General features: G+C 63.2%; 14 protein-coding genes. 1 reads left to right on the top strand and 13 read right to left on the bottom strand.

Translation table 11 applies throughout. The features are described 5' to 3' along the window. The 7 genes from hscB to trmJ form a co-directional block, all read right to left on the bottom strand. Complete coding sequence (hscB, locus tag F3I16_RS11165; protein ID WP_160488695.1) at positions 1 to 522, bottom strand: co-chaperone HscB; 522 nt, start codon at positions 520 to 522, stop codon at positions 1 to 3. Positions 523 to 530: 8 nt separating this feature from the next. Then, positions 531 to 854 carry an iron-sulfur cluster assembly protein IscA gene (gene iscA / locus F3I16_RS11160; protein WP_160493695.1) on the bottom strand — a complete coding sequence of 108 codons (324 nt, stop codon included), beginning with the start codon at positions 852 to 854 and terminating at the stop codon, positions 531 to 533. A 26-nt stretch (positions 855 to 880) separates the two neighbouring features. Further along, positions 881 to 1267, bottom strand: a complete 387-nt coding sequence (gene iscU, locus F3I16_RS11155) for a Fe-S cluster assembly scaffold IscU (protein ID WP_160082280.1) — start codon at positions 1265 to 1267, stop codon at positions 881 to 883. Between the two features lie 49 nt (positions 1268 to 1316). After that, on the bottom strand, positions 1317 to 2531 hold the full coding sequence (locus F3I16_RS11150; protein ID WP_160493694.1) for an IscS subfamily cysteine desulfurase: 1215 nt from the start codon (positions 2529 to 2531) through the stop codon (positions 1317 to 1319). A 32-nt stretch (positions 2532 to 2563) separates the two neighbouring features. Beyond that, on the bottom strand, positions 2564 to 3055 hold the full coding sequence (gene iscR, locus F3I16_RS11145) for a Fe-S cluster assembly transcriptional regulator IscR (protein ID WP_160082284.1): 492 nt from the start codon (positions 3053 to 3055) through the stop codon (positions 2564 to 2566). A gap of 139 nt (positions 3056 to 3194) precedes the next feature. Further along, on the bottom strand, positions 3195 to 3974 hold the full coding sequence (cysE, locus tag F3I16_RS11140) for a serine O-acetyltransferase (RefSeq protein ID WP_160493730.1): 780 nt from the start codon (positions 3972 to 3974) through the stop codon (positions 3195 to 3197). After that, a complete protein-coding gene (gene trmJ, locus F3I16_RS11135; RefSeq protein WP_160493693.1) occupies positions 3967 to 4746 on the bottom strand; it encodes a tRNA (cytosine(32)/uridine(32)-2'-O)-methyltransferase TrmJ in 780 nt (259 codons plus the stop codon). The genes cysE and trmJ overlap by 8 nt, the downstream gene beginning before the upstream one ends. A 145-nt stretch (positions 4747 to 4891) precedes the next feature. Between trmJ and suhB the strand changes: the two genes are divergently transcribed. Next, entirely contained in the window at positions 4892 to 5707 is an 816-nt protein-coding gene (gene suhB, locus F3I16_RS11130) for an inositol-phosphate phosphatase (protein WP_160082288.1), read from the top strand. 62 nt (positions 5708 to 5769) lie between these two features. Here the strand turns inward: suhB and F3I16_RS11125 are convergent, their stop codons facing one another. The 6 genes from F3I16_RS11125 to queA all read right to left on the bottom strand — a co-directional run bounded on the left by F3I16_RS11125 (position 5770) and on the right by queA (position 12031). Then, a complete protein-coding gene (locus F3I16_RS11125; RefSeq protein WP_160493692.1) occupies positions 5770 to 6318 on the bottom strand; it encodes a glycine zipper 2TM domain-containing protein in 549 nt (182 codons plus the stop codon). Positions 6319 to 6496: 178 nt separating this feature from the next. Continuing rightward, positions 6497 to 7408, bottom strand: a complete 912-nt coding sequence (gene secF, locus F3I16_RS11120; RefSeq protein WP_160493691.1) for a protein translocase subunit SecF — start codon at positions 7406 to 7408, stop codon at positions 6497 to 6499. Positions 7409 to 7421: 13 nt separating this feature from the next. After that, positions 7422 to 9290, bottom strand: coding sequence for a protein translocase subunit SecD (gene secD, locus F3I16_RS11115; RefSeq protein WP_160493690.1), 1869 nt, complete (start codon positions 9288 to 9290; stop codon positions 7422 to 7424). A 61-nt stretch (positions 9291 to 9351) separates the two neighbouring features. Next, the gene (yajC, locus tag F3I16_RS11110) at positions 9352 to 9693 is read right to left on the bottom strand and encodes a preprotein translocase subunit YajC (RefSeq protein WP_160082296.1); all 342 of its coding nucleotides are present in this window, start codon (positions 9691 to 9693) and stop codon (positions 9352 to 9354) included. Positions 9694 to 9857: 164 nt separating this feature from the next. Beyond that, the gene (gene tgt / locus F3I16_RS11105; protein WP_160493729.1) at positions 9858 to 10976 is read right to left on the bottom strand and encodes a tRNA guanosine(34) transglycosylase Tgt; all 1119 of its coding nucleotides are present in this window, start codon (positions 10974 to 10976) and stop codon (positions 9858 to 9860) included. 5 nt (positions 10977 to 10981) lie between these two features. Continuing rightward, entirely contained in the window at positions 10982 to 12031 is a 1050-nt protein-coding gene (queA, locus tag F3I16_RS11100) for a tRNA preQ1(34) S-adenosylmethionine ribosyltransferase-isomerase QueA (protein WP_160493689.1), read from the bottom strand. Positions 12032 to 12058 lie beyond the last annotated feature (27 nt).

Below are 12058 nucleotides of genomic sequence, written 5' to 3'. Positions count from 1 at the left end.
TTAATCGTCGAGGCGCTCTTCCAGCTGGCGCACTTCGTGGGACAGCTTGTCGAGAAACTGCATGCGCCGCACCAGGCGCTCGGCCTCCTCGCGACGCGCAGCATCATCCCAGCAAGCTGCAAAGGCTTCATCGAGCTCGTCCTGAGCCGTCTTGAGGCGGCGCTTGAAGGCCGCCACGCCCGCCAGATCGGCGCTGTCGTGCAGGTCTTCCAGCTCCTCGCGCAACTGCATCTGCTGCAGCAGGAACTGCGGATCCTGCACCGTCACTTCCAACGGCAATTCGCGCCCGCGCAGGGCGAGCAGATAGAGCGCACGGCGCGGCGCACTCTTGAGCGTCTGGTAGGCCTCGTTGAGGCTGGCCGAGTGCTCCAGTGCCAGGCGCTGCTCGCGCTCGGAGGCATCGGCAAAGCGATCGGGGTGCACGGCCTTGGCCAGCTCGCGATAGCGCGCAGACAACTGCGCCTGATCCAGGCGAAAGCTCGGCTGCAGGTCGAACAAAGCGAAATGACAGGGACTGCCCACGAATGGCCTCAGACGTTGAAGCTCTCGCCGCAGCCGCATTCGCCACGCACGTTAGGGTTGTTGAACTTGAAGCCCTCGTTGAGACCTTCGCGCACGAAATCCAGCTCGGTGCCATCGATGTAGGCCAGGCTCTTCGGGTCGATGATCACTTTCACCCCGAAGCTCTCGAACACCTGGTCTTCGGCCGCCAGCTCATCGACGAACTCCAGCACATAGGCCAGGCCCGAACAGCCGGTCGTGCGCACCCCCAGACGAATCCCCGCCCCCTTGCCGCGCCCCTCGAGGGAACGCTGCACGTGCCGCGCAGCCGCTTCGGTCATGGTAATCGCCATAACAACTCCTTACAGACTGGAGAGGATCAGAGCAGACCCTTCTTCTGCTTGTAGTCGCGCACGGCCGCCTTGATGGCATCCTCGGCGAGTACCGAGCAGTGGATCTTCACTGGCGGCAGGGCCAGCTCTTCAGCCAGCTGGGTGTTCTTGATGGTCTCGGCTTCATCCAGGGTCTTGCCCTTCATCCACTCGGTGGCGAGGGAACTGGAAGCGATCGCCGAGCCGCAGCCGTAAGTCTTGAACTTGGCGTCTTCGATGACGCCCTGCTCGTTGACCTTGATCTGCAGGCGCATCACGTCGCCGCAGGCCGGCGCGCCGACCATGCCGGTGCCGACATCCGGATCTTCCGCGTCGAGCTTGCCGACGTTGCGCGGATTCTCGTAGTGGTCGATGACCTTTTCACTGTAAGCCATGGTGCAATTCCTCTCTCATCAGGTGCCGCTCTTGGAGGCGACTAAACAATCAGTGCGCCTGCCATTCGACCTTGGACAGATCGACACCCTCTTTGAACATATCCCACAGCGGCGACAGCTCACGCAGCTTGCCCACTGCATCGCGAATCTTCGAGGCGGCGTAGTCGACCTCTTCCTCGGTGGTGAAGCGACCGAAGGTGAAGCGGATCGAGCTGTGCGCCAGTTCGTCGTTGCGCCCCAGGGCACGCAGCACGTAGGACGGTTCCAGGGAGGCCGAAGTACAGGCCGAACCGGAGGAAACCGCCAGATCCTTGAGCGCCATGACCAGCGACTCACCCTCGACATAATTGAAGCTGAGGTTGAGGTTATGCGGCACCCGCTGGGTCATGCTGCCGTTGATATAGAGCTCTTCCATGCCCTCGACATGCTGGTAGAAACGGTCGCGCAGGGCGCGGATGCGCTCGTTTTCCTGGGCCATTTCTGCCTTGGCGATGTGGAAGGCCTCACCCATGCCGACGATCTGATGGGTGGCCAGGGTACCGGAACGCATGCCGCGCTCGTGACCGCCGCCATGCATCTGCGCCTCCAGGCGCACGCGCGGCTTGCGCCGCACATAGAGCGCACCGATGCCCTTGGGCCCGTAGGTCTTGTGCGCGGAGAAGGACATCAGGTCGACCTTGAGCTTCTCCAGATCGATTTCCACCTTGCCGGTGGACTGCGCCGCATCGACATGGAACAGCACGCCACGGGAACGGGTCAGCTCACCGATGGCGGCAATGTCGTTGATCGTGCCGATCTCGTTGTTCACGTGCATGATCGAAACCAGAATGGTGTCGTCACGCAGCGCGGCTTCGACCATCGCCGCGGTCACCAGGCCGTCTTCGCCCGGCTCCAGGTAGGTCACTTCGAACCCCTCGCGCTCCAGCTGGCGAGCGGAGTCGAGCACCGCCTTGTGCTCGATCTTCGAGGTGATGATGTGCTTGCCCTTGCTGCTGTAGAAGTGCGCAACACCCTTGAGCGCCAGGTTGTCGGACTCGGTGGCACCGGAAGTCCAGACGATCTCGCGCGGGTCGGCATTGACCAGCTCGGCGACCTGGCGGCGAGCGTTCTCCACCGCCTCCTCGGCCTTCCAGCCGAACAGGTGGGAGCGCGAGGCCGGGTTGCCAAAGTTGCCATCCACCAGCAGGCACTCGCTCATCTTCTGCGCAACGCGCGGATCAACCGGAGTGGTAGCGGAATAATCGAGGTAAATCGGCAATCTCATCAGATTTCTCCTAATTCAGGCAGACGCCCTGCTCACTCAACGGCGGACGCTTCGATCTTATCCAGGCGTGGCGTCCTGCCATTGCAGCGGAGCTGGTCCTGACGCAGGGCAACTTCCTGCACTTCACGGCGAGTCACCAGATCAGCCAGGCTGATGCCACTGAGGAACTCATGAATCTGCTGACTGAGGTCGCACCACAGGTGATGAGTCAGGCAGGTATCGCCGGAGTGACAATCACCCAGGCCTTGGCAGCGCGTGGCATCCACCGACTCGTTGACCGCATCGATCACCTGAGCCACCTGGATCACCCGCATGTCGCGCGACAACTGGTAGCCACCACCCGGCCCGCGCACGCTGCTGACCAGGTTGCCACGGCGCAGCTTGGCGAACAGCTGTTCGAGATAGGACAGGGAAATACCCTGGCGCTCGGAAATATCGGCAAGGGACACCGGCCCGTGCTGGGCATGCAGCGCCAGATCGAGCATCGCGGTGACGGCGTAACGGCCTTTGGTGGTCAAGCGCATGGTGATTACCACGGTTTCGCTGAATTGCCGCAAGTATCCCCTTTTCCTACTATTTAGGTCAACTATAAGACCGATCAAAACAGTAGGAATTAACCTCGGCGAGGGGCGCAAATCATACCAAAACCCGTGGCACTAGGCATCAGGCCGCCGGCTTGTCGCCCTGCTCCTTGCACACCCCGGCGAAATCCTCGTCGCGCAGGGCCGGCAGTTCCTTGGCGCAGTAGTCGCTGCCCAGGGCCTTGAGCGCCGCGCACATGCCTTCCAGGCGACCGTCGACCGCCTGCAGGTGATCCAGCAACTGACCAATGGCACGCGCCACCGGGTCCGGCATGTCCTGACTGACGCCATAGGCATCGAAGCCGAGCTTCTCGGCCATGGCCTGGCGCTTGGCCTCCTGCTCATCATCGGCCTTGGCGATGATCCGCCCGGGGATGCCAACCGCAGTGGCGCCGGCCGGCACCGCCTTGGTCACCACCGCATTGGAGCCGATCTTGGCCCCGGCGCCCACGGTGAAGGGCCCGAGCACCTTGGCCCCCGCCCCCACCACCACACCATCCTCCAGGGTCGGGTGGCGCTTGCCCTTGTTCCAGCTGGTGCCGCCCAGGGTCACGCCCTGATACAGGGTCACGTCGTTGCCGATCTCGGCAGTTTCGCCGATGACGATGCCCATGCCGTGGTCGATGAAAAATCGCCGACCGATCTTCGCCCCCGGATGGATCTCGATCCCGGTCAGCCAGCGCCCGAAGTTCGACACCACGCGCGCCAGCCATTTCCAGCCACTCACCCACAAGCCATGTGCCAGACGATGCAGCCAGACTGCATGCAAGCCCGGATAGCAAGTGACCACCTCGAAGGCATTGCGCGCCGCCGGATCACGATGAAATACGCTCTGGATATCTTCGCGCATACGCTCAAACATCATCTCTTCTCCGCTTGTGGGGCTCGCCACGCACTACCTTCTGGGTTTCCGTCAGGATACCGCGCAGGATGTTCATCTCCAGCCGACTGATCGCGCTGCGACCGTACAGGCGCCGCAGGCGCGACATCAGATGCCGTGGATTCTGCGGATCGAGGAAGCCTATCTCGACCAGAGTACTCTCCAGATGGCCGTAGAACAGCTCCAGCTCGTCCGCGGTCACCAGCTGCGTGTTGAGCATCGCCGTGGTTTCCAGCTTGTTCATCTTGGTCGGCTGGCCTTGCGCGGCCAGCCAGGCCATGCGCACCTCGTAAGTGAGCACCTGCACGGCGGTTGCCAGGTTCAGCGAACTGAATTCGGGATCGGAGGGGATGTGCACATGGAACTGGCAGCGCTGCAGCTCTTCGTTGGTCAGGCCGGCATACTCGCGACCGAACACCAGCGCCACCTCGCCACCCAGCCCGACATGCTCCAGACACGTTGTCGCGCACTCGCGCGGATCGAGCAGCGGCCAGGGAATGCGCCGGTCACGCGCACTGGTGCCGAGCACCACGCTGCAGCCGACCAGCGCCTCTTCGAGGGTAGCGACCACCTGCGCCGCCTCGAGGATATCCACCGCCCCGGAGGCACGCGCCACCGCCTCGCCGCTCGGAAAATCCTCGGGATTCACCAGCACCAGACGCGACAGGCCCATGTTTTTCATGGCCCGCGCAGCCCCGCCGATATTGCCGGGATGGCTGGTATTGACCAGAACCACACGAATATTCTGCAGCACCGCGAGCTCCCGGCGAGAAACGAAAGGGTCGCCGATCTTACAGAACGACCAAGAGTTACGCCACGCGCGACAAAGGCTAGGCTACATATTCAGGCTTTTCTGCTAGTATGGCCGGCTTTCTTTAACGACCCAGGTGAATCTCCCCATGCAGCCCATGCTGAATATCGCGCTGCGCGCAGCCCGCAGCGCCGGTGAACTGATCTTCCGCTCCATCGAGCGCCTGGACGTCATCTCGGTCAGCGAGAAAGATGCCCACGACTACGTGTCCGAGGTCGACCGCGCCGCCGAGCAGACCATCATCCAGGCCCTGCAGAAGGCTTACCCGACGCACGGCTTCATGGGCGAGGAAAGCGGCATCATCCAGGGCACTGGTGATGGCGCCGACTACCAGTGGATCATCGACCCACTGGACGGCACCACCAACTTCCTGCGCGGCGTGCCGCACTTCGCCGTCAGCATCGCCTGCAAGTACCGCGGCCGCCTCGAGCACGCCGTGGTCCTCGACCCGGTGCGCCAGGAAGAGTTCACCGCCAGCCGCGGCCGCGGCGCCGCCATCAACGGCCGCCGCCTGCGCGTCAGCACCCGCAAGAGCCTGGACGGCGCCCTGCTCGGCACCGGCTTCCCGTTCCGCAACGAGCAGATCGAAAACCTCGACAACTACCTGGGCATGTTCCGCAGCCTGGTCGGCCAGACCGCCGGCATCCGCCGCGCCGGCGCCGCCAGCCTGGACCTGGCCTACGTTGCCGCCGGCCGCTACGACGCCTTCTGGGAGTTCGGCCTGTCCGAATGGGACATGGCCGCGGGCGCCCTGCTGATCCAGGAAGCGGGCGGCCTGGTCAGCGACTTCAGCGGTGGTCACGAGTTCCTCGAGAAGGGCCAGATCGTCGCCGGCAACACCAAGTGCTTCAAGGCCGTACTGACCGCCATCCAGCCGCACCTGGCGCCGTCGATGAAGCGCTAACCGCGCTTTTCCCGGTCCATAAAAAAACCGCCCCTCGGGGCGGTTTTTTTATGGACCAGAACTTACTGGACGGGCTGAACCGGATCGGTCAGCACCAGCTGCCCCTGCTCATCGAGCGGAATGCGGCTGCCCGGATCACGCGCCATGCGCACCTGGCCGACCTTGCCATCCAGTTGATACTTCACGTCATAGCCGACCAGCTTCTCGCTGCTATCCATCACCGTACTGCAACGGGTCTCGGTGGTGGTGTAGGTGTCACCCTCCTGCATGTTTTCCTGCACCTTGTTGCCGGCATAGCCGCCGCCGACAGCACCCGCCACAGTGGCGATCTTCTTGCCGCTGCCACCACCCACCTGATTGCCGAGCAGGCCGCCAACCACAGCGCCGATGGCCGTACCGGCGATCTGATGCTGATCCTTGACCGGCTTCTGCCGGGTCACGGCCACGTCCTTGCACACCTCGCGTGGCGTCTTGATGGTTTCATTGACCGGCTGCACGGCCAGCACCTCGGCATACTGAGGCCCCTTGACCAGGTTATAGGTCGCCACTGCACCGCCGGCGGTCACCCCCACCGCACCCAATACCGCCCCCACGATCATCGACTTGTTCATCCGGTCCTCCTGAGACACAGCCAGCGTGACGCGCTTTGCGCCATTATTCCTAGCCTTGGAGACAGCAACAGTGCCTAAGTTCCACCTTGCGGCAGGCTTAAGCGACAACTGGGAGCCTCGTCACGCCGCAGAAACACAAAGCCCGGCTTGAGCCGGGCCTTGTGGATGCAGAGAAGACTCAGGGACGCTCGTCCACTTCCTCGGCCTCAACCGGCGGAATCAGATCCTCGCGCGTCAACTTCAGCCAGATCAGCAGGATGCTGGCGATATACACCGACGAGTAGGTACCGGCAGTAACGCCAATGAACAGCGCCAGGGAGAAGCCCCACAGGTTCTCACCACCGAACACCATCAGCGCAACGATTGCCAGCAGGGTGGAGATCGAGGTCGCCATGGTGCGCAGCAGGGTCTGGGTGGTCGAGATGTTGATGTTCTCGATCAGCTCGGCCTTGCGCAGCACCCGGAAGTTTTCGCGGATACGGTCGAAGACCACGATGGTGTCGTTGAGCGAGTAGCCGATCAGCGCCAATACGGCGGCCAGCACGGTGAGATCGAAAGGAATCTCGAAGAACGAGAACACACCCAGGGTCACGATCACGTCATGGATCAGCGAGACGATGGCACCGAAACCGAACTTCCACTGGAAACGGAAAGCCACGTACAGCAGGATCCCGGCCAGCGCCAGCAGCATGCCCAGGCCACCCTGATCACGCAGCTCCTCACCCACCGCCGGCCCGACAAACTCGACGCGCTTGATGGTGAAGGCATTGTCGCCACCCACCTTGCGCAACGCGTCCGCCACCTGATTGCCCAGCTGCGGATCATCGCCACGCATGCGCACCAGCACATCGGTGGTGGCACCGAAGCTCTGCACCATGGCATCGGCATAGCCCGCCTGCCCCAGCTGCTCACGCACCAGGGTCAGATCGGCCGGCTTCTCGTAACCCAGCTCGATCAGCGTACCGCCGGTAAAGTCCAGGCCGAAGTTCAGCCCCTTTACCGCCAGGCTGCCCAGCGAGACCAGGGTCAGCAGCACCGTCACGGCAAACGCCACATGGCGAATGCCCATGAAATTGATTACACGTTTCATCGTGCCGAACCCCTTAGATCCACAGCTTCTTGAAATCACGGCCACCGAAAATCAGGTTGACCATGGCACGGGTGACGAAGATGGCAGTGAACATCGAGGTGATGATGCCGAGCGACATGGTCACGGCAAAACCCTTGACCGGGCCGGTACCCATGGCGAACAGGATGCCGCCGACCAGCAGGGTGGTCAGGTTGCCGTCGATGATTGCCGAGAAGGCCCGATCGAACCCCTCGTGGATGGCGCGCTGATTGGACATGCCATTGGCAATTTCCTCGCGAATACGCGAGAAGATCAGCACGTTGGCGTCCACCGCCATACCCATGGTCAAGACGATACCGGCAATACCCGGCAGGGTCAGGGTGGCACCGAGCAACGACATCAGCGCCAACAGGATCACCATGTTCAGGCCCAGCGCTACCGTCGCCAGCACCCCGAAGAAGCGGTAGATGACGATGATGAACAAGGAGACGAAGACCATGCCCCACAGGGACGCATCGATACCCTTGGCAATGTTGTCGGCACCCAGGCTCGGGCCAATGGTGCGCTCCTCGGCGAAGTACATCGGCGCCGCCAGGCCACCGGCACGCAGCAGCAGAGCCAGTTCCGAGGACTCGCCCTGACCGTCCAGACCGGTGATGCGGAACTGGCTACCCAGCGGCGACTGGATGGTCGCCAGACTGATGATCTTGCGCTCTTCCTTGAAGGTCTGGATCGCCTGCTCTTTCTCGACGCCGTCGACCATCTGCTTGACGTAACGGGTCATCGGCTTCTGCTCGATGAAGATCACCGCCATGCTGCGCCCGACGTTGTTGCGGGTGGCGCGATTCATCAGCTCGCCGCCGTGGCTGTCCAGACGGATGTTGACCTGCGGACGACCGTTCTCGTCGAAGCTGGCCTGGGCATCGGTCACCTGATCACCGGTGATGATCAGGTTACGCTCCAGCGCCACGGCCGGACGACCCTCCTCGCGGAACTCGAAGAATTCGCTGGAGGCGCGTGGTGCATCCACCTCGGCCTGCAGGCGGAACTCCAGGTTGGCGGTCTTGCCGAGGATACGCTTGGCCTCGGCAGTGTCCTGCACGCCCGGCAGCTCGACCACGATGCGGTTGGCGCCCTGGCGCTGCACCAGCGGCTCGGCCACACCCAGCTCGTTGACCCGGTTACGCACGGTGGTCAGGTTCTGCTTGATCGAGTACTCGCGGATTTCCGCCAGCTTGGCCTGGCTCAGCGCCAGGCTCAGCACCTGCAGGCCATTGCGCTCGGCAACGATCTGCTCGAAATCGATGAAGTCCTTGCGGATCAGGCTCTGCGCCTTGTCCAGCTGCTCGGCATCGGTGAAGCCCAGCTGAATCACGCCATCCTGTTGCGGCAGGCTGCGATAGCGCAGACGCTCCTTGCGCAGCAGGGTCTTGACCTCGCTTTCGTAGACCTTGAGACGCGCGCCCACGGCCTTGTCCATGTCCACTTCCAGCAGGAAGTGCACACCACCGGACAGGTCCAGACCCAGTTTCATCGGGCCGGCGCCGACATTGCGTAGCCACTGCGGCGTGGTCGGCGCCAGGTTCAGGGCCACCACGTAGTCATCACCGAGCAGGCGATGCACCAGCTCCTTGCCCGGCAACTGGTCGGCCTGCTTGGCCAGGCGTACCAGACCGGCATTGCCCTTGTCGTTCAGGGTAGCGGCCTTGACCTCGATACCCGCCTCGCCCAGCGCCTTGCTGATGCGCTCCAGATCGGCCTGGCCGACCTGCAAGGCCGTGCTGGCGCCACTGACCTGGATGGCCGGATCGTCCGGATACAGGTTGGGAGCGGAATAGATGAAACCGACCACCAGCACAGCCAGGATCAGCAGGTACTTCCACAGGGGAAACTTATTGAGCATGACGCCGCCCGTTATGACACGGGGCGCATGATGCGCCCCGTCGTTGGTGAATAGTGGTTCGTTAGATGCCTTTCAGGGTGCCCTTCGGCAGGGTCGCCGCGATGGCCTGCTTCTGGAACTTCAACTCGACATTGTCGGAAACTTCGACCACCACGAAATCGTCGGACACCTTGGTCACCTTGCCGGCCAGGCCGCCGGAGGTCACCACTTCGTCGCCCTTCTGCAGGCCGCCGAGCAGGTTCTTGTGCTCCTTGGCGCGCTTGGCCTGCGGACGCCAGATCATCAGATAGAAGATGACCAGGAAGCCAACCAGGAACACCCACTCGAACCCGCTACCGGCAGGACCAGCGGCGGCAGCCGGCGCGGCGGCATCGGCAAAAGCGGCGGGAATCAGAAAGCTCATGGAAAACTCCTATTACGAGGTCTTGAAACTGTTGTTTTGGGTGGCTGCACAGGCAAGCCATTCGGGCAAGGCGCCGCAAGCGCAACGCAGGCTACAGCCTTAATGGGTGCATTTCGTTCGATTTCAACGCTTTGCGAGCGTTTCATGTCACGAAATAGCTGCGCTCAAGGCGCCAGCGGCGGCGTAGGCAGCCCGCGCCGGGCATAGAAGGCATCGACAAAGGCGGCCAATGTACCCTGTTGAATTGCCTCGCGCAAACCAGCCATCAGGCGCTGATAATGGCGCAAGTTGTGGATGGTATTGAGCATGCTGCCCAGCATTTCGCCGCACTTGTCCAGGTGATAGAGGTAGGCGCGGGAAAAGCTCTGGCAGGTGTAGCAATCGCAGGTTGGGTCCAGTGGCGAATCGTCATTGCGGTGCACCGCGTTGCGGATCTTCACCACCCCGGTATCGGTGAACAGGTGACCGTTGCGCGCGTTGCGCGTCGGCATCACGCAGTCGAACATGTCCACGCCACGGCGCACGCCCTCGACCAGGTCCTCCGGCTTGCCCACCCCCATCAGGTAGCGCGGCTTGTCGGCCGGCAGCTGCGGCGGTAGGAAATCCAGCACGCGGATCATCTCTTCCTTCGGCTCGCCGACCGACAGGCCGCCGATGGCCAGGCCGTCGAAACCGATCTCCTCGAGCCCCTCCAGCGAGCGCATGCGCAGCTCTTCGTGCATGCCGCCCTGGACGATGCCGAACAGCGCCGACGGATTGCCCTCGTGGGCATTCTTCGAGCGCTTGGCCCAGCGCAGCGACAGCTCCATGGAGCGCTTGGCCACGTCGAAGTCGGCCGGATACGGCGTGCATTCGTCGAAGATCATCACGATGTCCGAACCCAGGTCGCGCTGCACCTGCATCGACTCTTCCGGGCCCATGAACACCTTGCGCCCGTCCACCGGCGAGGCGAAGGTCACCCCCTCCTCCTTGATCTTGCGCATGGCGCCCAGGCTGAACACCTGGAAGCCGCCGGAGTCGGTGAGGATCGGCCCCTGCCACTGCATGAAGTTGTGCAGGTCGCCGTGCTGCTTGATCACCTCGGTGCCCGGGCGCAGCCACAGGTGGAAGGTGTTGCCGAGAATGATCTGCGCGCCGATCGCCTCGATGTCGCGCGGCAGCATGCCCTTGACCGTGCCGTAGGTACCCACCGGCATGAAGGCCGGGGTTTCCACCACGCCACGCGGAAAGGTCAGGCGGCCACGACGGGCACGCCCGTCGGTGGCCAGCAGCTCGAAGGACATGTGACTCATAGGGTTTCCTCGGGGCCGCGCGGAGCGGGATTGCGGGTGATGAACATGGCATCGCCGTAACTGAAGAAGCGGTATTGCTGCTGCACCGCCATGGCATAGGCGGCCATGGTCTCGGCATAACCGGCAAAGGCCGAAACCAGCATCAGCAGGGTCGACTCGGGCAGGTGGAAATTGGTGACCAGGGCATCGACCACGTGAAACGGCCGACCCGGGTAGATGAAGATATTGGTGTCGCCACTGAAGGCCTTCAACTCGCCATCGCGCGCCGCCGTCTCCAGCGAGCGCACGCTGGTGGTACCCACCGCGACCACCCGGCCGCCGCGCGCCTTGCAGGCGGCCACGGCATCCACCACGTCCTGGCCGACTTCCAGCCACTCGTGGTGCATGTGATGATCCTCGATGCGCTCCACCCGCACCGGCTGGAAAGTCCCGGCGCCGACATGCAGGGTGACGAACGCGGTTTCCACGCCCTTGGCGCGAATCGCCGCCAGCAGCTCCTCGTCGAAATGCAGGCCGGCAGTGGGCGCCGCCACCGCACCGGCCTTCTGCGCGTACACGGTCTGGTAGCGCTCGCGGTCGGCGGCATCGTCGGCGCGCTCTATATAAGGCGGCAACGGCATATGACCGACCCGCTCCAGCAGCGGCAGCACCGGCTCGGCGAAGCGCAGCTCGAACAGCGCATCGTGGCGCGCGACCATCTCGGCCTCGCCGCCACCATCTATATGGATCAGCGAACCCGGCTTGGGCGACTTGCTCGAGCGCACATGGGCCAGCACCCGATGACTGTCCAGCACTCGCTCGACCAGCACCTCCAGCTTGCCGCCGGAAGCCTTCTGGCCGAACAGCCGCGCCGGGATCACCCGGGTGTTGTTGAACACCATCAGGTCGCCGGGGCGAAGATATTCGAGCAGGTCGACGAATTGCCGATGGCTCAACGCGCCCGTCTCGCCATCCAGCACCAGCAGACGGCTGGCCCGGCGTTCGGCCAGGGGATGGGAGGCGATCAGGGCTTCGGGAAGGTCGAAATGAAAGTCGGCAACGCGCATGGTGGGAGTTCGTCTTGCAGGGGCGCA

The organism is Pseudomonas sp. L-22-4S-12, assembly GCF_009799935.1.
Lineage (GTDB): Bacteria > Pseudomonadota > Gammaproteobacteria > Pseudomonadales > Pseudomonadaceae > Aquipseudomonas.
The sequence above is the reverse complement of the archived record's forward strand: the minus strand, read 5'-3'. Positions and strand labels throughout refer to the sequence as shown.